Origin of the sequence: Pseudomonas cannabina (assembly GCF_900100365.1) — a bacterium.
GTDB lineage: Bacteria > Pseudomonadota > Gammaproteobacteria > Pseudomonadales > Pseudomonadaceae > Aquipseudomonas > Aquipseudomonas cannabina.
In genome coordinates, this window is record NZ_FNKU01000001.1 from 3,621,110 (window position 1) to 3,644,852 (window position 23,743).

A 23,743-nucleotide genomic window follows, 5' to 3' on the forward strand; every position below is an offset into this window, starting at 1 on the left:
ATACGCATTCCCTGACAAAAAATCCGGATTCGAGCCATGAAGAAACTCGCACTCCGCTACGAGAGCGACTAAAAAACAGTCAGGACCAACCAAAACGAGCTAAGGCAGGGCATTGTCAGCAGCAAATAAAACACTGTATAAATAACCAGACAATCAGCCCGGGAGCCGCTCAATGCTGGTGCACCTTTCCGTACATAACTACGCCATCGTCGAACACCTTGATCTTGAACTGGATCGGGGCATGAGCGTCATCACCGGCGAAACCGGCGCTGGCAAGTCGATCATGCTCGACGCTCTGGGGCTGACACTCGGCGACCGGGCCGACAGCGGCGTGGTCAGGCCGGGGGCTGACAAGGCGGATATCCTCGCCACCTTCGATCTGGGCGATATTCCCGAGGCCGAGGCCTGGCTGAAAGAGCGCGACCTGGACAATGACGGCCCGTGCATTCTGCGCCGCGTGATCACCGCCGAAGGTCGTTCGCGCTCTTACATCAACGGCTCGCCCTGCCCCCAGGGTGATCTGAAAGCACTGGGCGAATTGCTCATTGATATCCACAGCCAGCATGAACACCAGTCGCTGCTCAAGACCGATACCCACCGACGCCTGCTGGACGAATACGCGGGCGCGACCGACCTCGCGCGACAAGTGCACCTCGCCGCCCAGCGCTGGCGTCAGACGCGGCAAGAGCTGGAGCGCCTGTCCAACTCCGGCGACGAGCAGCGTGCACGCCATCAGTTGCTCAGCTACCAGCTCGAAGAACTGGAAAGCCTGAGCCTGGGCGAGAACGAGCTGGAGCAGCTCGAGCAGGAACACAAGGACCTGACCAATGCCGAAAGCCTGCTGAGCATTTGCCGCCAGGTCGTCGAGCAATGCAGCGAAAGTGATTCCGGCAATGTACTCAACGCCCTGACCGCCAGCCTGCACCGTCTCGGCAGCGTCGATCATTCGCCCTCCGCGCTGAGCGAAGCCACAGACCTGCTGTCCAGTGCGCAGATTCAGGTAGAAGAAGCGGTCGGTGAGCTGAACCGCTTTCTGGACCACTTCAATGCCGACCCGGCGAGGCTGCAGCAGCTCGAAGAACGGCTGGACGCCATCTACACCCTGGCGCGCAAGCATCGTATTCAGCCGGGCGAAGTGGCGACCCTGCAACAAAAGCTGCTGGATGAAATCGAGACGCTGAACGCCAACGACGAATCCATCGAGCGTTTACAGCACGAGGTTCAGGCATTCGCGCGCCACTATCAGGAAAAGGCCCGTGAACTGAGCGACCTGCGCAGTGCATCGGCCACCAGACTGGCCAGCGCCGTCGAACAGGAAATCCATCGCTTGGGCATGCCGGGCGGACGCTTCCAGATCGAGCTGAAACCCAACGCGAGCGCCGACCCCCTTCCTCATGGCCTGGAACAGGTAGAACTGCTGGTCAGCGCGAACCCCGGGCAGCCCTTGAAAGCACTGGCGAAAGTTGCATCGGGCGGCGAACTGTCGCGCATCAGCCTGGCGATTCAGGTCATCACTGCCCAGACGTCACGCGTGCCAACCCTGGTATTCGACGAGGTCGACGTGGGCATCGGCGGGCCGACGGCTGAAATTGTGGGCCAGTTGCTGCGCCGACTGGGCGAGCGCGGCCAGGTCATGACCGTGACGCACTTGCCGCAGGTTGCAGCGCAAGGCCATCAGCACTTGTTCGTGCACAAGGTCAGGGATAACGATGCAACCCGCACGGCAGTGTCGAAGCTCACCAAGACCGAGCGCATAGAAGAAGTAGCGCGGATGCTCGGCGGCATCGATCTGACCAAGGAATCGCTGGCTCACGCCAAAAAAATGGTCGTAACGGCTAAAAGCTGAGCAATAGAAAGCACAAAGGCGACCCCAGGTCGCCTTTGTCGCCAAGTGTTACGCCCTTTTGTTACGGACGTAGAGCACCAGATTGTGGTCGACCAGATCAAAGCCGTGTCTTTCGACGATCGCTTTTTGAAGCTTCTCGATTTCTTCGTCGAAGAATTCGATCACCTCGCCTGATTCCACGTTGACCATGTGGTCGTGGTGGCCGCCATCAGCCAGCTCGAACACAGCATGACCACCATCAAAATTGTGGCGAACCACTAATCCAGCGGCTTCAAACTGGGTCAGGACACGGTAGACCGTGGCCAGGCCGACATCCTCGCTAGCCTCCATGAGAGCCTTGTAAACATCCTCGGCACTCATGTGGCGCTGCTCGGCAGAATCGAGCATTTGGAGTATTTTGACCCTAGGCAGAGTCACCTTGAGTCCTGCTTTACGTAGTTCGCTATTTTCAACCATGGTCAGCTTTCTCGCAGACGCTGCTTCGCAGCTTCTCTTAATGCAGGTATGATCGGGGTTTACGTTGTCCCAGCCAAGATAGTGGAAGTCGCCCACCGATGCAAAACACCAAGCTCTTGCTAACCAGTTTCACCTTCGTGGGACTGCTCGCACTCGCCGGTTGTTCATTCCCCGGGGTTTACAAAATCGACATCCAGCAGGGTAATGTCGTCACGCAGGACATGATAGACCAGTTGCGCCCCGGAATGACCCGGCGGCAAGTACGGTTTATCATGGGAAATCCCCTGCTGACCGACACATTCCATGCCGATCGTTGGGATTACCTGTATAGCCTGCAGCCAGGTGGCGGTGAACGCCAGCAAGAGCGCGTCAGCCTGATATTCAACGGCAATGACCAGCTCGTCAGCCTGTCCGGTGACTTCATGCCAGGCGTCAGCCGCGACGAAGCCATTCTCGGCAAAGGCACTGACGGCACCGCTCCGGCAGAGGCTCAGCCTCAGCAGAAGCCAGAAGAGCCCGCCAAACCAGGCTCGCTGCTGGATACTATCCAGAAAGACGTCGACAGCGTCGAGACCGTACCGGTCCCGACTCAAGAGCCTCTGGACACCAACACCCGGTAGTCCTGCAGACGCTCAGCAAAAAGCCCGGCACGCCGGGCTTTTTTGTGCATGTCATTCAGCCAGTGTTCAGCCGGGCAGCGTCCTTTTCTCACGCGCTTTGGCGGCGCGTAGACGCCTGATTTCCATCGGGTCGGCCAGCAAGGGGCGGTAGATTTCGATTCGCTCACCCGCCTCCACTACTCGCACAGCAGGATCAGCGACCACCTTGCCGAAAATACCTACAGGGCATTGCGCCAGATCCAGCTCGGGAAACTCCCGATCCATGCCACTGAGCGCCAACGCCGTACGTACCGAAGAGCCTGTCGGCACATCGACTGTCAGCAATACCTGACGCTGAACCGTGGCATACACCACTTCTATCTGAATCAAAGCCTCAGCCATGCAGCTCTTTCGCGCGCTGACAGAACGCATCCACCAGTGTATTAGCCGCCTGATTGAACAACGGCCCCAAGGTGGCGCGAACAATCGTCCCGGCGTAATCGAAAGACAGATCAAGGCTGATCTTGCAGGCTTTTTCACCCAGCGGCTTGAAAGTCCAGACGCCGTGAAACTGCTCGAACGGCCCTTCGACCAGGCCCATCACAATCGATTCGCCGGGCACCAGCGTGTTGCGCGTCATGAATTTCTGACTCAGACCGCCCTTGGCGATCTCCAGGCTGGCGCGCATTTGCGACTCGCTGGCGTCAAGCACCGTTGCCGAAGAGCACCACGGCAGAAACTCGGGATAACGAGCCACGTCATTGACCAGGTCATAAAGGAAACCGGCCGGATACGGCAGTAAAGCAGAGCGTTGTATGTGCGTAGTCATGTGAGCGTCATTTCCAGAGCTGAGCGGCAAACACCACAAGAATGCCGAGCGGCGCCACGTAGCGCATCAAAAAGAAGGTCAGGTTGAAGAGCAGCGGGCTGCGAATCGACAATTCATCGCGCACCGCCTCACGGCCCATCACCCAGCCTGCGAATACCACAAAACACAATCCACCCAGCGGCAACATGATCCGCGAAGTGAAGAAATCGATGACTCCAAAGAAGTCCAGGCCATTCGATGCACCCCACTGATAGAGGTGGAATACGCCCCCATCGTTCACGAAGAACTTGGCTTTCTGCCAGATATTGAACGAAAACACCGTTCCCAAGCCCACGAACCAGCAGGTAAAGGCCAGCCAGAACGTTACCCAGGCGCGGCGAATACGGGTGCGCTCGACCAGATAGGCAACCATCGGCTCGAGCAACGAAATCGCCGAACTCCAGGCCGCCACAGCCACCAGTACGAAAAAGACGACGCCCATCAACTGACCGAACGCCACGTTGCCGAATGCATAAGGCAATGTTACGAACATCAGCCCCGGCCCTTCACTCGGGTTCAGACCTGCGGCAAAAACAATGGGGAATAACGCCAGCCCCGCCAGCAGCGAAACGAACGTATCGAGCAATGCGATGCCGACCACCGTTGTGCTGATCGATGCGCTTTTGGTCATGTACGCGCCATACACCATGATCGAGCCGACGCCCACGCTCAACGAAAAGAACGCATGCCCCATCGCCGGCAGCAAGCCATCCAGCACCTTGTCGGGATTGAAGTCGAACATGAAATGCACGCCTTCCATAAAATGCCCGGTGGTCAGGCTATAGCCCAACAACGCCAGCATCAGCAGGAACAGCATCGGCATCATGATGCGCAGACTTTTCTCCAGCCCAGCCTCGACACCTTTGCCGATCACCACCGCAGACAGCAGCATGAAGAGGGTATGCCAGAGGATCAGGCGCCACGGATCGGCGATGACTGCGCCGAAATAGGCACCCACCTGATCCGGCGAGACGCCCTGAAAGTCGCCCCGCCCCATGTCGATAAGGTAATCCAGCGACCAGCCGCCCACCACGCTATAGAAGGAGAGAATCAGCAGCGCGGTGATCATCCCGGCGAAAGCGCCCCAGGACCAACGCGCCGAATGCCCCGCCTCGACCGCCAGGGTCTTGAGCGCATTCGCCGGACTGAGCCGCGAACGGCGCCCGATCAGTGTCTCGGCGATCATGACCGGAACGCCGATCAAGGCAATACACGCCAGAAAAACCAGCACAAACGCTCCGCCGCCATAGGCACCGACCATGTACGGGAATTTCCAGATACTGCCCAGCCCCACGGCAGAGCCGGTGGCAGCCAGGATGAACACCCAGCGACTTGCCCAGCTACCGTGGACCGAAACCTTGTCCGTCGACATTATTGAAACGCCCAGCCAAAAAAGATCGCGCATTGTCCGGGATTCAACCTTTGTGCTCAAGCACACGCTTTCCCGTAGCCGACATTGATGCAACTCCCTATAATGCGCCCCCTATGGCTAAGCTCAAGAAACACCCTACAGGGACCATCGCGCAAAACAAGAAAGCGCGTCACGATTACTTCATCGAACACAAGTTCGAGGCCGGTCTGGTCCTGTCTGGCTGGGAAGTAAAAAGCCTGCGTGCCACCAAGGTACAGCTGGTCGACAGTTACGTGCTGCTCAAGGATGGCGAGGCATGGTTGATGGGTTGCCACATCACGCCTCTCAAGACCGCCAGCACGCACGTCATCGCTGACCCGACACGCACCCGTAAACTGCTGCTGAACCAGCGCGAGCTCGAAAAGCTCACCTCCTCGGTTCAACAGAAAGGCTATGCCTGCGTGGCCCTTTCCCTTTACTGGAAGCAGCACTTGATCAAGTGCGAAATTGCTCTGGGCAAAGGCAAAAAGGAATACGACAAGCGCCACACGGAACGCGAACGCGATTCGGACCGTGAGCTGCAACGCGCCGTTCGCTCCAAGGGCAAGGACGACTAGCCTTGCCCGGCGTCAAATGCCTCGCTACAGGCATTTGACGCCACTACCCCGCTTTCCCCCTTCCTCTGCGCATGATCACAGCCTGAACGCGAAGATCGCCCCATTTTGGTGCCGTGACCGCCCAATGTGGCTTTTTCGCATGAGCCGGAAAAAAAATAGAACGCCTGCGTTACAACACAGTCAATCCTTTAGGCCCCAACACTCAACGGGCTTTCAAAACCCTCGGGCGACGGTGTCAAAGACCGGCCACACCGAGTCCACAGGTTATAAGGAGAGACACATGAAGCGTACCGCCCTCACTGGATTGTTCCTCAGCGCTGCCCTGTTGGCTTCGCCTGTTTTCGCCGCCGATGATTTGTGTGCTGCCAACATCAAGACAATCGAAAACGCTCAGGTCTCCTCCGGCACCAACCTGAGCCCTGAAAACAAAACCATGCTCGAAACCACTGAGAAAAACGCCAAAGCAGCACAAGCGCAGAACGACGAGAAAAAATGCGTCGAGATCACCACCAAGGTGATCACCTCGCTGAAAAACACCGGTTCGGGCAGCGAAGGCAACAAATAATCCACCTTGATCAGGTCCGCCAGCAACGGCTGACCTGATCCATCGCAGCAAACGGGTCGACGTGGCACGCCAATCGGCGTACACTCCGCCCCAGCGATTGCGAAAGCAGTCTCGGGGCCGATTTGGATTCGACGCCGGTGATGAAACTTTAGGTGCATGCCGAGTTGGTAACAGAACTCGTAAATCCACTGTTGCAACTTTCTATAGTTGCCAATGACGAAACCTACGGGGAAACAGCTCTCGCCGCGTAAGCGGTGCTTGCCTTCCTTCTGGTAGCTTCGGCTCCAGCAATCATCAGGGGATGCCTGTAAACCCGAAATGATTGTCATATAGAACAGGATCGTCGCCTAGTACGTTGCGGACGAAGCGACTAAAACTTACGCAACTCGCCCAAAGCACCCTGCCCGTCGGGTCGCTGAGGGTTAACTTAATAGACACGGCTAAGCATGTAGTACCGACAGCGGAGTACTGGCGGACGGGGGTTCAAATCCCCCCGGCTCCACCACCTTTACATCTAAAGACGTCCAAGGACGTCTTTTTTTATGCCTGAAATCCAGTAAATACAAGAGCTTAGAGTCCACGAACGTCCTTCAGCGTTCGTGGCCATCTATGATTTCGTGTATTCCAAGTGGTATTCCAAGCCCTCACCTGCTATTTTTTGGAATACATAAACAGCACTGGAATACACCATGGGGGCCCAAGCCACTCGCCTTTCGGACGTAAAAGTCAAAGCCGCGAAGCCGAAGGAAAAGGATTACATACTCACAGACGGCAACGGCCTTCAAATGCGAGTGAGAATCAATGGATCTAAGCTCTGGAATTTCAACTACATCCAGCCGGTGACGAAAAAGCGGATAAACATGGGATTGGGCGCCTTTCCAGAGGTCAGCCTGGCGCTAGCCCGCAAGCGAACCGTTGAAGCACGAGAGCTCGTTGCCCAGGGACTGGACCCCAAAGAGAAACGCGATGCGGAGCGTTATGCGAAAAAAGCAGCCACAGCAGACTGTGTGAAAACACACTGATGAAGGCCCAAGCAAACGCCCCGACTTGTTCGGGGCGTTTTTTTTGTATTGGCAGCAGACGAAAAAAATGTCCGCTCAGCCCATCAAAGCCATCAGATGGCGCACACCGAGCACTTTAATCGCTCGTTTCAGGTTATAGGCATTCACCGCCAAGGCCATTTCAGCTTTTGTACCCTCCAGTTGTCGCAGCAAGAAACGGCCATTACCAAATAGCCATTGCTTGAGGTTGCCGAAGGGGTGCTCAACGATGGATCTTCGGTTGGCCATCATCTCAGGATGCGCCTGCATTCTTTGCTCCATCCGCTCGAAAGCCTCTTCATGGGCATGTCGTGAGACATAACGGCGCCGGGCTCGAGTGCATTGCGTTTTCAGCGCGCAGTTGGCGCAGTCATCGACCTCAGCCTGATAGATCCGATCACCTTTGTTGTGCTGTTTTAGCGTTAACCATTTGCCTGCCGGACACTGGAAACGATCGTGTCCGGTCTCATAGATAAAGTCTTTTCGCTCAAAGAGCTGCTCTTCCTGACTGCCAGGGTTTTTCGAACGATTGGGCGGTACATAGGCCGTAATCGAAGCATCCTCGCAGGCCTGAAACTGCTTGCCATTGGAGTAGCCGGCATCGGCAGTGACCGTCAGATCATCTTGCTGTAACTCTGCTTTGGCGGCCTTGGCCATCGGCTCCAGTTGCTTTCGGTCATCGCCATCTTGGGTGACCTCATGATGCAAAATCAGGCAATGCTCGGCGTCCACGACGGTTTGCACGTTGTAGGCCACACGTGGCCCTTTGGCCGTGCGCATCATTCGGGCATCGCTTTCATGGGTGTTGAACTGCTCGATGCCCATCGAACGCATCAGTGCCTGGCAACTCTGATTATCCTGTTGTCGAGCCTCAAGCTGTGCCAGGGCTACCTTGATTGCGCTGCGATCAATTGAATCTGTGGTTTCAGCCTTGTCGGCCTCATCCAGCTCGGCCAGATACTGAGCGATGCGCTTATCCAGTTTTTCTTCCTGGCGCTTGAGCTGCTTCAAATTCACATGACGCCGTGAGGATGCGACCGCCTGAAACTTGCTGCCGTCGATGGCCACCAACTCACCGGCGATCAAGCCTGCCGTGCGACAAAACCGAACGAAAGCACGGCAGGTCGCGATGAAGGCGGGTTTATTGTTCTTGCGAAAATCGGCGATGGTCTTGAAGTCGGGCTTGAGCCGGTTGATCAGCCACATCACTTCGATGTTGCGCTGACACTCGGCTTCAAGACGTCGCGATGAGCGAATCCGCTGAAAATAGCCGTAGAGGTAGAGTTTTAGCTGATCGGCGGGATCATAAGCAGGGCGCCCCGTGCTTTTTGGAATCGCTTTATCGAAGCCCAGTTGCACCAGATCGAGCCTGGCAACGTACAGGTCAATGACACGAACGAGGTGATCCTCGGGGATCAACTCTTCCAGCGAGACCGGGAATAGGCTGGTCTGGCTGCGGGACTCACCTTGGATGTAGGCCATAACGAAAAATGCTCTGTATCTTTCGATACGGAGCATTTTCTTTGAGCGCTGCGCAGATTGCTAGGTTTTCACACAGTCTGACAGAGCACACTTTCGAGAACGTAGCTACTGCGTGGTTCGACCTGAAGAAGGACTCAGTCACTCCGGCTTACGCTGAAGATATTTGGCGCTCCCTCAAGCTGCACGTCTTCTCGGACCTGGGCACTACCCCAATCTCCGCTATCACTGCCCCTAAGGTCATAACTTTGCTTCGCCCAATTGAAGCAAAAGGCAACCTCGAAACCGTTAAACGTTTGACTCAACGACTCAACGAGATCTTGACCTATGGCGTTAACTCGGGATTAATTCATTCGAATCCGCTGAGTGGAATCCGCTCAGTCTTCAAAAAGCCCAAAAAAACAAATATGGCGGCCCTTGCACCCGATGAACTCAAAGAGCTAAGGAGGCGCTGATTTATTCGATTTTTCGTCCCTGCAACGCTCTGGAGGCCTTGATTTATCTGGGGGCAACAGCTGGGTTTTAGAATAAATCAGCGTCTCCCTAATGGTAACAATTGCCAACGCCAGCATAAAAAGAACTACGCGCTGCCTGATCGAGTGGCAGCTTCATACAATGACCCGGCCAGCCGAAGCTGCAACGTCCCGCTGGGCTGATATCGATTTCGAAAAAAAGATCTGGACGATTCCGGCTGAGCGTATGAAGAAACGTCGGATACACATCATTCCCCTGACTGACCAAGCTTTGGCAATCTTGGAAGCGATCAAGCCCTACAGTGGACATCGGGAATACGTGTTCCCTGCAGACCGTAACCCCCGCACGCATTGCAACAGCCAGACAGCCAACATGGCGCTGAAACGTATGGGGTTCGAAGGGCGCCTGGTGAGTCATGGCATGCGTTCGATGGCGAGTACCATCCTCAATGAACACGCTTGGGACCCTGAATTGATTGAGGTGGCGCTCGCACACGTTGACAAAGACGAAGTGCGGAGTGCCTACAACCGAGCCGACTATATTGAGCGTAGACGTCCAATGATGGCTTGGTGGAGCGAGCACATCTACAGTGCGGCAACCGGCAACCTTTCAGTTTCAGCAGCCAATGAAAATAGGGACCGTAAAGTCGTTTCGATTCGTTGAGGCTAGTGTGCTGTCTCAAAAATAAATTCCCTATAAGATCGTCTATGCTTGCTCGTGGATTACACCGTTGGAGGCGAAGAAATGAGCGCCCAAGATATTGCTCTGAGTCCTGAACAACACGCCGAGCTGAGTCGGCGCACACGATCAGCCACCATCAGTCAGCGTGACGGACGCCGCGCCAGGGTCATCCTGCTAGCTGCTCAAGGTTGTTCTCGGGTTGAAATCGCACGCCTGGTTGGATTCTCTCTGCGATCGGTCACTCTTTGGTGTCAGCGCTTTCAAGAGCAGGGGCTAGACGGTTTGATCGATAAGCCTGGGCGAGGACGTAAGTCATTCTTGCCGCCAGAAGCCTTGGCCCGAGTGCTTGAGCAAGTGGTCCAACCCCGTATTGGCCAGCCTCGCTGGAGCTGTCGAAGTATGGCGAGGGTCGCTGGTGTTTCTCCGGCCAGCGTCCAGCGCATATGGGCTGCCAATGACATAAAGCCGCACTTGGCTCGTACGTTCAAGCTGTCCAACGATCCCAACTTCGAAGAGAAATTCTGGGACGTCATCGGGTTGTATCTGGACCCGCCAGACAAAGCACTGGTGCTCTGCTGTGATGAAAAAAGCCAGGTTCAGGCCTTGGAGCGCACTCAGCCGGGACTACCTTTGGGCATCGGTCATATCCGTACGCAATCGCACGATTATCTTCGCCATGGCACGGTTACCCTGTTCACGGCGCTCGATTACCTCGAAGGGCGGTTGATCAGCGCTATAGAACGCCAACACCGGCATCAAGAGTGGTTGGACTTTCTCAAGAAAATCAATCGAGAAACGCCCAAGCACCTTCAGTTGCACCTGATCGTCGACAACTACGCCACGCATAAACATCCGAAAGTGAAAGCCTGGCTCGAAAAGCACAAGCGCTTCCATATGCATTTCACCCCGACCTCAAGTTCGTGGATGAACATGGTTGAGCGTTTCTTTCGCGACATTACGGTGTACCTGCGCGACGGCAGTTTCAGCTCGGTTCGCGAGCTGGAAAGCTCGATCACTACATTTCTGGCACTACGAAATGCACAGCCGACTCGCTACGTTTGGAACGCCAAAGGAGAAGATATCTTGAACAAGATACAACGAGCCCGAGCGACAATGAACACTCAGGCTTGAGAGAAGTTAATTTTGAGACAGCACACTAGAACCGGTGGCGAGCAGGAGTCTGGGAGATGGGACGCGTGCAGCGCTATCGGATCTTCATAACTTGGCGGCCGTCTCAACATTTGATGTGATTTTTGCATACATCTTCGCGAGAAATGGCTCGACGATGAGCTCCGCCTGAGCCCAATGGTCTTCCCTGAGCATCGAGTACGGCACATCTAGATGGATCTCTTTATCAAACGGAAAGTCTGTTTCTGTCTCTAATCCAACGATTAATTGCATGTCATCTGGTAACTCTTTTGCAATGAACTGAAGCACCGCCGGCAAGTTGATGTCGTCTTGAGCCTGCTGGTTCGGCGAGTCGATCACTACAGGCACGTCGAAAGTCCCGGTTATACCCTGGCACGTTTGCCAAAGTGCGGCGTAGTAAGCCAAAATTGATCGAGGGCCTCCGCTTCCTGATAGATCTGGACGTCCAGCAAGCTTCATCTTCGATGCGTCTGTTGGGGGGAGTTGCAAGGCAACACGCCCAGACACGTAGTGGGATCTGAAATTCTCCAATATCGCCCGAGTCCTTTTCGGGGCACGGAGTAACTTCATTTTTTCATCTAGAGCATCTACGGCACACACCGCATTATCGATCGCGCCTTGCAGAAGCTTACGCTCGACTTCGAACGCCGCGACTGCGCTTTCCGCCCCAATACTTTCAACGACATCCCGAAACTTTAGGTCTCCTTTGCGGGTAGACAGAAGCTTAGGGAGGCGCTGATTTATTCGATTTTTCGTCCCTGCAACGCTCTGGAGGCCTTGATTTATCTGGGGGCAACAGCTGGGTTTTAGAATAAATCAGCGTCTCCTTAGAGGGTGTAGACAAAATCATGTAGTGAGTCGGCGCGCGAGTATTCGAGCCTCGGCCAACCAAACCCATGCCTCGCTTACCGCAAAAAGGCGATCATGATGCATGATCAGTCGCCGAGCTCTCTCATTCCAGGCATGAGTTCGCTCCACTACCCATCGCTTGGGCATGACCACAAATCCAGTCTGAACAGGCTCCACGGAAAATAGATCGCCTTGTTCAGAGTGCCATTGCCCTGTTCTTCTGTTATTCGGGCCACGGATCACTTGAACATCGATAGCGTGCAGTTGATGGGTGCGCTGTGCCCATTTTCCTGCGTACGCACTATCAACAAAAAGCGTGCTCAGTGACGGATATTTTTCCTTCGAGTACGCCACCGCATCATCCGCCGCGTCACGATCCTGCACGCTTGCAGCACTGATACTGACAGCCAGCAGCAGGCCCAATGTATCGACAATCAGACTTCGTTTACGCCCCTTCACTTTTTTGCCTGCGTCGTAGCCGCTGTCACCGCCTTGAGGAGAACTGCGGGTCGACTGTGAATCCAGGATCGCTGCTGACGGGCTGTCAGCGCGTTCTTCCCGCTCACGCCATTGAGCTCGCAAGCGATCATGCATTTGCTCGAACTTGCCTTGAGCGCTCCACCGGCGGAACGTTTTGTAGACATTGTCCCAATGAGGAAAATCGCGGGGTAGCATTCGCCATGAGCACCCCGTGCGTACGACATAGCAACAGGCTTCCAGCAACGTGCGCCGAGAGTGAAGCGGTGGCACTCCTCGTCCGCCCTGGCTTTCAAACAGGTCGGCGACCAGTGCCCACTCGGTATCTGTCAAGCAACTCGGATATAGCTGCTCCGGCAGTTGGCGGCGGTGGGTTTCATTGTAGCCATAGGCTTTATTAGGTTCAGGTGACTGAAAACTTCCCTTGGCCCGCTGCTTTACACGCGTAATCCCTGCCATTTTCAACGCTCTTGCAAAGGTGTCGGGATGCGCAGTGATACCGGTTTCGGCGAAGAATACGAGCGCCAATTCGGCCTGGCTGGAATAGGGCTGTGCATGAGCGAGTTTCACCAGCACGGGATAGTGCTCGGCGGCAATCGAGCGAGGACGTCCGGTTTTAGGCATGGCTTGAGGGCTATTCAGACAAGGGAGTGAAAGTTTAATTTATTTTGTCTACACCCTCTAAGGACCACCTGTGATCGTATACGCTGCGACCAAACAGCAGTTTCTCAAAGACAGCGATAACGACGACATTGAAGAAGTGATTCTCAGGCATTTCAAAGAAGCCACTGGAAAGAAGGTTGGCGCTTCGGAAATCAAATCCTGGCAGGGATCATTGACTTACATGGCGAGGGTTCTAAGGGACGACGGCCTACCCAGCGACGCAGGTTTGGCCATCGAACTGCATATCCCCCAGTCATCGAAACGCATCGATTTTTTACTGACCGGCCGCGATGAGCATCAAGCCAAAAATGCGGTGTTGATTGAGCTAAAGCAGTGGAGCAAGGCCATCGCGACGTCAAAGGATGCCATCGTAAAAACGGCATTGGGCGGCAGCCAAGTTGAGACGATTCATCCCTCTTATCAGGTTTGGTCGTACGCCGCGCTGCTGGAGGGCTTTAACGAAGCCGTCTACGACAAAAGCATCGAGGTTCGTCCCTGTGCCTATTTGCATAACTATGTCAGTGACGGCGTCATAAATTCTGCTCACTACGAACCCTATACCAGCAAAGCACCGTTGTTCCTGAAAGGCCCTGCAGAGCTCGAAAAACTGAGAAGCTTCCTGAAGAAACACATCGTTCACGGCGATAACAAAGAGGTACTTTACGAGCTTTCGAACGGAAAAATCCGCCCCTCCAAAGCCTTGTCTGAAGCCCTGAGTGGCCTAATGAAAGGCAAGCCTGAGTTCATATTGATCGATGATCAAAAGGCAATTTTCGAGTCCGCTCTCGCGGCAGCGAGCCAAGCGACTATCGATGCACCTAAGGTATTGATTATTGAGGGTGGTCCGGGTACCGGAAAGACGGTATTGGCAATTAACTTATTGGTAAGGCTAACCGCCTTGAGCCTGTTGAGTAAATATGTGTCAAAAAATGCCGCCCCACGCAAAGTATACGAAAGTAAGTTGATAGGCACCGTAAAGCGAACCCATTTCTCTAATTTCTTTTCCGGTTCGGGTGCATTTATTGATACCGAATCTAATACGTATGATGCGCTGATCGTCGATGAGGCTCATCGGCTCAATGAAAAAAGCGGCTTGTACGGAAACCTTGGAGAAAACCAAATCAAGGAGCTGATCGACTCAGCGAAATGCTCCATCTTCTTTATCGACGAAGACCAGCGCGTGACCCTGAGCGACATCGGTAGCAAGCAGGCGATCCGCGCCTTTGCCAACGCCAAAGGCGCAACCGTGGAAGAGTACGTACTGTCATCCCAGTTCCGTTGCAGTGGCTCTGACGGCTACGTTGCATGGTTGGACAACGTATTGGAGATTCGCCCAACGGCCCACCCCCTACTCGACACCAGCGACTATGAGTTCAAGGTGTTCGATTCGCCTCAAGCCATGCATGCCGCTATCGAGCAGAAAAATCACGGCAACAAGGCTCGCGTTGTTGCGGGGTACTGCTGGCCTTGGCTCAGCAAAAAAGACCCCAAGGCTTCAGATATTGTTATCGGCGACGACTACGCACGCCAATGGAATCTGGATCAGGACGGTAGCCTATGGATTATCGCTGAAAACTCAATCGAACAGGTGGGGTGCATCCATACCTGTCAGGGTCTTGAGGTGGATTACATAGGAGTGATCATCGGGCCGGATCTGGTAGTGCGGAACGGGCAAGTGGTGACATCGCCACATGACCGAGATAAGCATGACAAGTCGATTCGAGGTTGGAAAAAGTTGATGAAGGAGCAACCTGCCCTGGCGCAACAGGAAACAGACCTGATAATTAAAAACACCTATCGAACGTTGATGACCCGTGGAATGAAGGGCTGCTTTCTGTACTGCACCGACCCAGAGACCGCACAGTACTTTGCCGGTAGGCTTGCCGGAGACAGTCACGACTGACGATCTATAAAAACCGTGGGCAAGCATGGTGACTGTCGTTAAATCTGAAGACGTTCAAGAAGAAACGCCTCGGCAGGTCGGGGCGTTTTCTTCGGTATCCCAAACTGCGCTTACTCCCCACACCCACCAACCCCCGGCACCCGCCCCCGCCAAGGCCTCACCCGCTCCAACTGCCCAGCCAACCCCAGCAACACCCCCTCCTCCCCAAACCGCCCAGCAAAATGCGCCCCCATCGGCAGCCCCGCCGCACTCCAAACCAACGGCACCGACATCGCCGGCTGACCACTCGCGTTGAACAGCGCCGCAAAAGGCGAATACCGATGCGAGCGCTCGATCATGTCCTCAAGGCTCAGGCTCATGTCCGGCACCACAAGCTCGCCAATGCGCGCTGGCTCGCGTGTCAGTACTGGCGAGAGGATCACGTCGTAATCCTGCATGAACGTTGCCAGTTGGCGACCCAGGGCGTGTATCCATTCGACGGCGGCTGTGTATTGCGCGCCGCTGACGTTGCCTTTGTCGCGCAGGATGATGCGTGTGCGGGCTTCCAGTTCGGCGTCCTGCACGTCAAAACCGCGCATGCGTCCCAGCATGTCGACGTGGTTGCGGGTGTTGGCGCCGATGATGGTGAAGACGTGGTCGAGGAATTCCGGCAAGACGATTGGCAGGCTGACCGGTTCGATGCGGTGCCCGAGTGACTCGCACAATTGCGCGGCCTCGCGCACGGCGGCCAGGCTCTCCGGTGAGGTTGGCCAGGTGCCTGATTGTTCGATGAGCGCGATGCGCAGGGTGCCGGGGTCGCGTTGGGCGGCGCTGGCGTAAGACTGGCTCTGAACCGGGCCTGCGTAAGGCTCGCCAAGGTCCATGCCGGCCGTGGCGTCGAGCAGGGCTGCGCTGTCGCGTACGGTCAGGGTGATGGCGTGCGCGGTGCTCAAACCAGCCCAGCCCTCGCCGACCATCGGGCCGGACGGCATCAGGCCACGGCTGGGTTTGAAGCCGAATACGCCGCAGCAGGACGCCGGCACTCTCAATGAGCCACCGCCGTCGTTGCCGTGGGCGAAGGGCACTACCCGCGCTGCGACGAGTGCGGCAGCTCCGCCGCTTGAACCTCCGGCGCTGTACTCGAGGTTCCACGGGTTGCGGGTCGCGCCGAAGCGTGTGGACTCGGTGGAATACGACGTGCCGAATTCCGGTGCAGTGGTGGTCCCGGCAAGCACGCAACCGGCACGCCTCAGGCGGCTGACCACTTCAGCTTCAAAAGGGGCGCGAAACTCGCCCATAGCTAGGGAGCCATTGCTCATCCGTGCGCCGTGGACCGGGGTGAACAGGTCTTTGATGAGCGTCGGTACGCCCGCGAAAACGCCTTGGCTTTTTGCCGCGTCCAGTGCCGCGCTACGGGCCGAGTCGTACAGTCGCTCGGCAACGGCGTTGAGCTGCGGTTCGACGTGCTCGATGCGCTGAATCACCGCCTCAAGCAGATCGATCGGCTGGACCTCGCCGCGCCGGACCCATTCGGCCAGGCCGGTCGCATCTTCATCGTTCAACAAGTTCTGAATGTCTTTCATATGAAGGTTCCTGATAATTGGAAAAGATCGTCTGTCTCGTAACCGCTCTAAAAACTGTGGCCCACCCGTAACGCCACGGTGTAACCCTCGGAGCGGTTGCGCGCGCCGAATTCCTTATAGAGGTGAAACCACGCCGCTGGCATGCCGGGCGTGAAGTAGCTGATCGCGGGACCGGCTGCTAGCACTCGGGCGCGGTTGCCGGTGTCTAGCCCAGGCGCATCGTCATCGGAGAATTGCCGGTAATAGAACCCGCCCAGCCCCAGCGTGAAAGGCCCTGCGTGCTGGCCCACGGCAAACTCGTGACGGTATTCGACGCCGTTCTTGTAGTCCGTCGCCGGGTTGCGGGTGTTGAAGTCCGTCTGAAAACTGCTGGACACCTCAAAGCCGCTGTCGGTGATGTAGGTCGCGTTGACGGTGGGCGAAAACGTCCAGTGATTCACCCCCGGCGAGATCAGCCGATTTTTGTCGTAGTCGCCGGTGGGGGCCTGAACCTGCATCCGCGCGTTCACGAACAGGTTGGGGGAAAGATCCCATTGCAGTATGAGCGGCGATACTGAAATGTCGGCCATCCTGAACGGGTCCGCCTTCAGGTCCAGCGGGCCGCGAGGCGTCTGAACCCGGAACGAGGCATCCATCTGGAAGAACGGCACCGCCACGCTGTAGCCATAGCGCGCGCCCAGTATTCTGTAATCGGTCATGCGAAAGTACGCAGCACCGATGGACAGAACGTCCAGTGAAAAATTGTTGTCCAGCGCGCGGCCGTGGCGGTCTTTCTGCACATTGGCCGAGTAGAACGCCACGCGCATCCCCAGCGTACCGACCGGGGTCGACGCTGGCAGCATGCCAGCACCAAAATCGTACTCACCGAAAGACGTGGTGGGTGCGCCGTTTTCGGTTGCCTGAACCGTAGCACCAAGGCTCATCAGGCCGAGCGTCAAGAAGGTGAAGCGTCTGATATTGGAATTATTGTTATGACTCATCGCATGCCCCTGACCACAAAGGTGGTGGGGTCATGCTATTGAGCCATGCTGTGTGCCGTTATCCGTTTTCAGCAAAGATGTGTGCGCTGTAACGTCTGCGACGGCGTTTCTCCGAACAGCGTCCGGTAGTCACTGGAAAAACGGCTCAGGTGCCAGAAACCCCAGCGCGCGGCGACCGTCTGCACGAGTTCGGCCCGGCTGCTTTCACGCAACTCGCGCCTCGCTGCATTGAGGCGCAACGTGCGCAGAAAAGCCACAGGATTGATGCCCAGCGTCTCCTGAAAACAGTACTGAAGTTTGCGACGACTGGTGCCGATGTGGTTGCACACATCGAGGATCGACAGCGGTTCGTCCAGATGCGCCAAGGCATAATCGCGTGCCCGATCCACCATTCTCTTGCGCGCGGTGGGATTGAGCGGCGGTGCCTGATCAGGCGCCACCAGTTCCAGCACCTGCAACATCACAGCATCCCGAATGCCACGCCGGATCGAATCGTACTCAAGCTTTTGCAGGCACGCCTGCTCGCCATTCAACAGGTTATCGAACAGCGCCGTGAACCTCGTGCGGACGGTCGGATCGGCCAAACGGTAACACTTGGGAAGATCGGTAATTTCGAAACGACTGCCCTGACGTTCCAGCGCATGAGCCAGGGCACCCTCTTCGATCGCCACCCCCAGGGCGTCCAGTTGCAGCGGCGTGCTCAATTCCGGAAGATTCTCGCCGTGCGCGACGATCAGGCTGGGCTCATGGAGTGTGTGCCCTGCGCAGAACGCCGGACCGTTGGCACTCAAGGGCAACGCAAAAACAATCGCGCCCTTCCAGGCCATGCCGCTCTTGATCAAGGCCTGATTAGAGCGGTCGCGGACAAACTGCAGCCAGTCCGAACGGAACTCCGTCAGCTCGCCTGCAAAGCCACCGGGCGTCAATTGATCGTAACGAACCTGCCAGCCGCCAAGATTGCGACCGTGCTCGTCGATGTCGCAGGTTTGAAAACGCTGCAAATGAGGTCGTGGTGCAGCCTCATTCGGGACAGTGTCTATTGCCACATTATTGTTGTTCATCAGCCTTGCCCTAAGGAGGCGCTGCAAAAATAGCCAACTGTCCCCACCCTTGGCACACTAAGTTCCTTCAACAGCCTCCCTCTCCGTGAGCGTTACGCGCGTGCAGAAGACCTTCTCCGAACTCGAATATACCGGCAAGAAAAAGCAGACTCGCCGAGATCGCTTCCTGGCTGACCTTGAACAGTTGGTGCCCTGGGCCCTGCTGGAGGCGCAAGTGGCGCCGTTTTATAGCAACACCGCAGGCAAGCGCGGACGCCCTGCGATAGGGGTGTCGCGCATGTTGCGCATGTACGTCGTGCAGCAGTGTTTCGGTTTCTCCGATGAAGGTTGCGAAGATGCCGTCTACGACAGCCAGGCCATCCGCGGTTTTATGAGTATCGACCTGGGTCGCGAGTCTGCACCGGATGCCACCACCTTGCTGCGTTTTCGCCGCTTGCTGGAAGTCCATCAGCTAACCCGGCTGCTGTTTGAAACGATTAACCAGCATCTGGCCAGCCGGGGGCTGCTGCTCAAGGAAGGCACTATCGTCGACGCTACTCTGATCGCCGCGCCGCCCTCGGTCAAGAACCGAGAAGGCAAGCGTGATCCTGAGATGCATCAGGCCAGGAAAGGCAATCAATGGCACTTTGGGATGAAGGCCCACATTGGTGTAGACGCCACGTCGGGGCTGGTGCACAGCGTAGTAGGGACGGCCGCTAACGTGGCGGATGTCACCCAGGTTGGCCAGTTGCTTCACGGTGACGAAACCTATGTTTCGGGTGACGCTGGATACACCGGTGCGGCCAAGCGACCGGAGCATGCTGAACGGGACGTTATCTGGTCGATTGCAGAACGGCCAAGCAGTTACAAGCAGCACGGCGAAGGCAGCGTGCTGTATCGGGTCAAGCGCAAAATTGAATATGCCAAGGCGCAACTGCGTGCCAAGGTCGAGCACCCCTTCCAGGTAATCAAGGTGCGCTTCAATCATCGCAAGGTTCGCTACCGTGGGCTGGAAAAGAATACAGCGCAGTTGTTCAGTTTGTTTGGGTTGGCCAATCTGATGCTGGCCAAGCGGTATTTACAACAGACGGCAGGATAAATCCGTCTGAAAGGCGGGACTGGCCCGCCTTTCAGCAAAATGAGGGCAGAAATCTGCTCGAGAAACGTAAAATAAGGCCGGCAGGTTGAAAAAAACCGGCTTGGAAATGGGGACGGTGCGAACGGGTTAATTGTTCAGCGTCTCCCTAAGACGTTTCAAGGTCACAAGATCAACTGAACGCAAGTTTCATTCCGGTGGCGCAGGGTCTGGAAGATTTGTACCGAAAACGGTCAGGTCATTCCCCTTTTTAGAGTCACGGCCCGTCAAATAGTAGAGAAAGACGCCTTAAGGCGTCTTTCTTAAACCGTACGCACAATCCCCACCTACCTCAAGCAACCGCCCCCATCAACAACCGTCCGCCGTTATAAGGCTGACGCAGCCCCGCACTCTCCATCCGCGGCAACACGTCTTCCAGAAACTCATCCAGCCCACTTTTATAGTCCAGCCAGGTCAGGCAGATGCCATCAATACCCAGGTCGCTATAACGCTGGAATTGTTCGGCGATCATTTCGGCAGTGCCCACCAGCGGGACGCCTGCGAAGCCGGCCTTGAAGTGAAAGCGGAAGCGTTCGGCGTCTTCGGTGTTGGCGAACATGCCGCTCTGGATGCCGATTTCCGAGGTGACGTTATCCAGCGCGACATCATCGCCATGCTGGTTGGCGTAGTAGTCGAGGTAGCGCTCGGCTTCTTCAAGGCTGTCTTTTTGCACCACATAGGAATACACCCAGATCTGGATCTCACGACCGTATTCCAGACGCGCCAGGTCGCGGTAAGCCTTGATCTGCGCGCGGATGGTGTCGTCGCCATCTTCGTGCTTGAGGATCAGGAATGCCGCGTCGCAATGTTCGGCGCAAAACCGGCGGCCGCGTTCGGAGCCGCCGGCGTTCATCAGGAATGGCTGGTTGAGCGGCTTAGGCTGGGCGAAGCCTTGGGCGATGTCAAAAAAGTCGCCTTTGAAATCAAAGTTGCCCGGTGCGCTCCACGCCTGGCGTGCGATGTTCAGCCATTCATCGGCGTGGTCGTAGCGACGGTCATGCGCCAGCTGCACGCCGCCGTTGAACATGCCCATTTCCTGGCCGTACCAGCCGCAGATCATGTTCAGGCCGAAGCGGCCACCGCTGATATGGTCGATGGTCGCGGCCTGTTTGGCGGCGAACAAGGGATGCACGGTGGACAGGTGTGAGGTGGTGAACAGGGCAATCTGCTCGGTCACCGATGCCAGCCCCGCTGCCCAGGTGTAAGTTTCGAACGACACGCCCATCGGGTCGCTCGCTCCGCCCCAACCGCGCCAGCGGCCTACCGGCAGCAGTAATTCAAGGCCGGCCTGATCGGCTTTTTTTGCGACTTCCAGGTTACCGCTCCAATCACTGGCTTGCAGCCGTTCGGGGACGGTGGTCAGGGTGCACCCGCCTTCGATGTTCAAAGCGAACACGCCCAGTTTGATTTTATTGGCACTGCTGCGCATCGGGTTGGACTTGGGTTTAACCAGGTGGTTTGAAGTCATCTTCTCATTCCTTGATCAAAGGGCGTGACACACCGTCTGCGCATCACGCATACATAGCTCGCAAGTAACCGCTCAGGCGGCACTCAAGGTGTGAAGTGCTGGAAGCGCTGGCCCGAACAGGCCAGTGCTTGCTGGATGGGATACATGGAACCGTATGATTTACATCGGCATGGTCAAAGGGAGCGGTAACTTTGTTGTTTTTGTTATTACAAAAGATACTGAAGTTTCAGCACCCACTTGTAAACTCCCTGTCATCGCGCACCACAGTTAAAAAATTCACCGTGTATCGATCTGACATCAAGCGTGTATGCTGAATAAATCACGGTCAGTCAGTTGCCATTTGCGCACTTGCCTTCGGCGAATCTGCACTGAAGAACAGCACTTTGACCACGATCACCAGTAAGGCCAGCGCGGCAAACAGCAAGCCACTGTAAAGCGTGCCCTGCAAACCCATGCGCGCGAGGAACCAGCCGCCGGTGGTCGAGCCGATCGTGACCCCCAGGTTGATAAACGAGATATAGATGCCCGTGGCGAACTCCGGCGCTTCCGGTGCTTCGGAGGTCAGCCAGATCTGCGTGACGATCAGGCCACTGGTATGCGTCGCGCCCCAGACCACCACAATCACTATCATCGTCATGAGTGACGGCCCGGCGAACATGAACAGCAACCCGTAGGCGCAGGCCAGCAGAATCGGATGCAGGATCGTGGTCCTGACCATGTTCTGCCCGATCAGCTTGCCGGCGTACAGGTTGCCTGCGACGCCGCCGATACCGAAAATCACCAGCAGGATGCTGATCATTTGCGCACTCATGCCCGCTTCTTTGGCCAGGTACTCGGCCGAGTAGCTGTATACGGAAAACATCGCGGCAAAGATCAGCGTGGCGGCGGTGATGTTCAGCCAGAGCGGGAATTTGCGCAAAATCGCCAGCTGCTCTCCGTACGATATCCGGTTTTTGTCGGGCGCGTCCGGCAGCTTGGCGATGATCCCCAGGCCGGCGATGCAGTTGACCGCCGCGCAGAACAGAAACGAGGTTTCATAGGAGAACTGCGCCGCAATCAACGTGGTCAACGGCACGCCCAGCACCATGCCCATGCTGGTCCCGACAAATGCCTTGGAAGCCGCGCGTGTGGACTCCTGCGGCGGGTACAGCGAGATGGCCGCGACAAACGCCAGCGAGAAATACACCGGGTGAAACAATGCCGGGATGATCCGCAACGCCATCAGTGATTCGAAGCTCGGCGCATACGCCGACAGCACGCTGGTCACGGCAAAAATGAACAACGCCAGGGTCAGCATTTTTTTGCGATTGAAGCGCGACAGCAGCAGCACCATGACCGGCCCGAACACCGCGATGACCAGCGCAAACAAGCCCACCAGCAAGCCCGCCTGGGACGCGGTGATGGAGAAGCGTTCGATGATCACCGGCAGGATGCCGACCACGCCGAACTCGATGGTGTACACCCCGAACAGACCCAGCGCCAGGAAGTAAATAGGATGGAATAGCTTCATGTGTCGGCCCCTACGGTGACGACCACTTTGCCAAACTGATCGCCCGCTTCCAGGTAACGGTGCGCCTCGACGATTTGCTCGAAGGGGAAGGTCTTGGCGATGACCGGCCGCAATGTACCCGCTTCAAGCCCCGCCACCACATAGGCCTTGGCAGCCTCCAGCAGCGCCGGCCGCGAGCTGATTTCATGCAGCAGGTAACCACGCAACGTCAGGCTTTTGCCGAGCACCTTGAACAGCGGAAACGGTGCGGGTTCCGGACTGAGCGCGCCGTACACCAGCACGATGCCACCGACCGAGGCGACCTCCACCAGGCGCTCCAGGAACGGTCCGCCGACCGGATCGAAAATCACCCGCGTGCCGACGCCCTCTGTAATCTTCTCGATCTGCTGAACGAAATCCTCATCTTCGCTGGCCACGGCATAGGCTGCGCCTGCCTCCAGCAATTGTGCGCATTTGGTCCGGGTACGGCTGACGGCAATCGGGATGGCGCCCACCTGATTGGCGATCTGGATCGCCGCCAGCCCGACGCTGCTGGACGCCGCAGTGATCAGGACAAACTCGCCCGCCTGCAACTGCGCGACATGCACCAACGCGCCCCAGGCCGTGACGTACTGCATCCACACGGCCGCAGCTTCGACAAACGACAGGGTGCTCGGATGCCTGACCAGCATCGCGGCCGGCACCACGGCCAGTTCGGCGTAGGTGCCCCACGTAGCGATGGAACTGGGGGGAATCAGGCTGACGATATCGCCCGGAGCGAACAGACCCACGTTGGCGCCCACCGACTCGACAATGCCCGCCGCCTCGTAACCCAGGCGCGACGGGAACGCGGCCTCCTCAAGGTACTGGCCGCCACGAAACATCGCCTCCGCGCGGTTGAGCCCGATGGCTTTGACGGCGATAGTGACTTCTCCAGCCCCCGGCTCAGCTACATCGATGTCATCGATCGTGAGGACTTCAGGGCCACCATATTGATTGAATCGTACGACGCGGGTCATGTTCTGCCTCCTTGAATGTATCGATTGCCGGTC

General features: G+C 56.6%; 20 protein-coding genes, 1 other RNA gene and 3 pseudogenes. 11 read left to right on the forward strand and 13 right to left on the reverse strand.

Going from position 1 to position 23,743, the window contains the following annotated elements:
- The first annotated feature begins 172 nt into the window (after positions 1-172).
- Positions 173-1,846 carry a DNA repair protein RecN gene (recN, locus tag BLT55_RS17050; RefSeq protein ID WP_055000364.1) on the forward strand — a complete coding sequence of 558 codons (1,674 nt, stop codon included), beginning with the start codon at positions 173-175 and terminating at the stop codon, positions 1,844-1,846.
- A gap of 48 nt (positions 1,847-1,894) precedes the next feature.
- On the opposite strand, the gene fur is transcribed toward recN, so the two are convergent.
- Positions 1,895-2,302, reverse strand: coding sequence for a ferric iron uptake transcriptional regulator (gene fur, locus BLT55_RS17055; protein ID WP_007249039.1), 408 nt, complete (start codon positions 2,300-2,302; stop codon positions 1,895-1,897).
- A 98-nt stretch (positions 2,303-2,400) separates the two neighbouring features.
- On the opposite strand from fur, the gene BLT55_RS17060 reads away from it, so the two are divergent.
- Positions 2,401-2,922 (forward strand): outer membrane protein assembly factor BamE, encoded by a 522-nt coding sequence (locus BLT55_RS17060; RefSeq protein ID WP_054084830.1) that lies wholly within the window; start codon positions 2,401-2,403, stop codon positions 2,920-2,922.
- A 66-nt stretch (positions 2,923-2,988) separates the two neighbouring features.
- Here BLT55_RS17060 and BLT55_RS17065 read toward each other — a convergent pair whose 3' ends face one another.
- From BLT55_RS17065 to BLT55_RS17075, 3 genes are read right to left on the reverse strand one after another with little or no spacing between them, the layout of a single operon-like run.
- Entirely contained in the window at positions 2,989-3,303 is a 315-nt protein-coding gene (locus BLT55_RS17065; protein WP_007249041.1) for an RnfH family protein, read from the reverse strand.
- Positions 3,296-3,730: a type II toxin-antitoxin system RatA family toxin gene (locus BLT55_RS17070; protein WP_055000365.1), complete on the reverse strand. Its 435-nt coding sequence runs from the start codon at positions 3,728-3,730 to the stop codon at positions 3,296-3,298. Before BLT55_RS17070 ends, BLT55_RS17065 begins: the two co-directional genes overlap by 8 nt.
- 7 nt (positions 3,731-3,737) lie before the next feature.
- Complete coding sequence (locus BLT55_RS17075; protein WP_055000366.1) at positions 3,738-5,141, reverse strand: sodium-dependent transporter; 1,404 nt, start codon at positions 5,139-5,141, stop codon at positions 3,738-3,740.
- A gap of 113 nt (positions 5,142-5,254) precedes the next feature.
- On the opposite strand from BLT55_RS17075, the gene smpB reads away from it, so the two are divergent.
- From smpB to BLT55_RS17095, 4 genes and pseudogenes are all read left to right on the forward strand, one after another.
- Positions 5,255-5,737, forward strand: coding sequence for an SsrA-binding protein SmpB (gene smpB / locus BLT55_RS17080; RefSeq protein ID WP_007249043.1), 483 nt, complete (start codon positions 5,255-5,257; stop codon positions 5,735-5,737).
- 280 nt (positions 5,738-6,017) lie between these two features.
- Positions 6,018-6,302, forward strand: coding sequence for a hypothetical protein (locus BLT55_RS17085; protein ID WP_007249044.1), 285 nt, complete (start codon positions 6,018-6,020; stop codon positions 6,300-6,302).
- Positions 6,303-6,415: 113 nt separating this feature from the next.
- Positions 6,416-6,807: a transfer-messenger RNA gene (gene ssrA, locus BLT55_RS17090) on the forward strand.
- A 184-nt stretch (positions 6,808-6,991) separates the two neighbouring features.
- Positions 6,992-7,300 (forward strand): annotated as a pseudogene (locus tag BLT55_RS17095) (integrase arm-type DNA-binding domain-containing protein); the annotation flags it as partial.
- A gap of 99 nt (positions 7,301-7,399) precedes the next feature.
- Here BLT55_RS17095 and BLT55_RS17100 read toward each other — a convergent pair.
- Positions 7,400-8,824 carry an IS1182-like element ISPsy6 family transposase gene (locus BLT55_RS17100; RefSeq protein WP_055001182.1) on the reverse strand — a complete coding sequence of 475 codons (1,425 nt, stop codon included), beginning with the start codon at positions 8,822-8,824 and terminating at the stop codon, positions 7,400-7,402.
- An 80-nt stretch (positions 8,825-8,904) separates the two neighbouring features.
- On the opposite strand from BLT55_RS17100, the pseudogene BLT55_RS17105 reads away from it, so the two are divergent.
- The 3 genes and pseudogenes from BLT55_RS17105 to BLT55_RS17115 form a co-directional block, all read left to right on the forward strand.
- Positions 8,905-9,264 (forward strand): annotated as a pseudogene (locus BLT55_RS17105) (tyrosine-type recombinase/integrase); the annotation flags it as partial.
- 103 nt (positions 9,265-9,367) lie between these two features.
- Positions 9,368-9,958 (forward strand): annotated as a pseudogene (locus tag BLT55_RS17110) (tyrosine-type recombinase/integrase); the annotation flags it as partial.
- Between the two features lie 81 nt (positions 9,959-10,039).
- Positions 10,040-11,107 (forward strand): IS630 family transposase, encoded by a 1,068-nt coding sequence (locus tag BLT55_RS17115; protein WP_074800687.1) that lies wholly within the window; start codon positions 10,040-10,042, stop codon positions 11,105-11,107.
- A gap of 84 nt (positions 11,108-11,191) precedes the next feature.
- Here BLT55_RS17115 and BLT55_RS33735 read toward each other — a convergent pair whose 3' ends face one another.
- Together BLT55_RS33735 and BLT55_RS17125 are read right to left on the reverse strand one after the other, a co-directional pair.
- Positions 11,192-11,473, reverse strand: coding sequence for a hypothetical protein (locus BLT55_RS33735; protein WP_190934547.1), 282 nt, complete (start codon positions 11,471-11,473; stop codon positions 11,192-11,194).
- 498 nt (positions 11,474-11,971) lie between these two features.
- Complete coding sequence (locus BLT55_RS17125) at positions 11,972-13,075, reverse strand: IS5-like element ISPsy19 family transposase (RefSeq protein WP_074800690.1); 1,104 nt, start codon at positions 13,073-13,075, stop codon at positions 11,972-11,974.
- Positions 13,076-13,145: 70 nt separating this feature from the next.
- Here BLT55_RS17125 and BLT55_RS17130 point away from each other — a divergent pair, with 70 nt between their 5' ends.
- Positions 13,146-15,017, forward strand: a complete 1,872-nt coding sequence (locus BLT55_RS17130) for a DUF2075 domain-containing protein (RefSeq protein ID WP_054998817.1) — start codon at positions 13,146-13,148, stop codon at positions 15,015-15,017.
- 110 nt (positions 15,018-15,127) lie between these two features.
- Here the strand turns inward: BLT55_RS17130 and BLT55_RS17135 are convergent, their stop codons facing one another.
- From BLT55_RS17135 to BLT55_RS17145, 3 genes are all read right to left on the reverse strand, one after another.
- On the reverse strand, positions 15,128-16,579 hold the full coding sequence (locus tag BLT55_RS17135; protein ID WP_074800693.1) for an amidase: 1,452 nt from the start codon (positions 16,577-16,579) through the stop codon (positions 15,128-15,130).
- Between the two features lie 47 nt (positions 16,580-16,626).
- Positions 16,627-17,559: a SphA family protein gene (locus BLT55_RS17140; RefSeq protein ID WP_054998992.1), complete on the reverse strand. Its 933-nt coding sequence runs from the start codon at positions 17,557-17,559 to the stop codon at positions 16,627-16,629.
- Between the two features lie 68 nt (positions 17,560-17,627).
- The gene (locus tag BLT55_RS17145) at positions 17,628-18,620 is read right to left on the reverse strand and encodes a helix-turn-helix domain-containing protein (RefSeq protein WP_054998991.1); all 993 of its coding nucleotides are present in this window, start codon (positions 18,618-18,620) and stop codon (positions 17,628-17,630) included.
- A gap of 100 nt (positions 18,621-18,720) precedes the next feature.
- Between BLT55_RS17145 and BLT55_RS17150 the strand changes: the two genes are divergently transcribed.
- Positions 18,721-19,698 (forward strand): IS5 family transposase, encoded by a 978-nt coding sequence (locus BLT55_RS17150; protein WP_074799822.1) that lies wholly within the window; start codon positions 18,721-18,723, stop codon positions 19,696-19,698.
- A 328-nt stretch (positions 19,699-20,026) separates the two neighbouring features.
- Here the strand turns inward: BLT55_RS17150 and BLT55_RS17155 are convergent, their stop codons facing one another.
- The 3 genes from BLT55_RS17155 to BLT55_RS17165 form a co-directional block, all read right to left on the reverse strand.
- Positions 20,027-21,202: an LLM class flavin-dependent oxidoreductase gene (locus BLT55_RS17155; protein ID WP_054999644.1), complete on the reverse strand. Its 1,176-nt coding sequence runs from the start codon at positions 21,200-21,202 to the stop codon at positions 20,027-20,029.
- Positions 21,203-21,527: 325 nt separating this feature from the next.
- A complete protein-coding gene (locus BLT55_RS17160) occupies positions 21,528-22,712 on the reverse strand; it encodes an MFS transporter (RefSeq protein ID WP_054999643.1) in 1,185 nt (394 codons plus the stop codon).
- A complete protein-coding gene (locus tag BLT55_RS17165) occupies positions 22,709-23,710 on the reverse strand; it encodes a zinc-dependent alcohol dehydrogenase family protein (RefSeq protein ID WP_054999642.1) in 1,002 nt (333 codons plus the stop codon). The genes BLT55_RS17160 and BLT55_RS17165 overlap by 4 nt, the downstream gene beginning before the upstream one ends.
- Positions 23,711-23,743 lie beyond the last annotated feature (33 nt).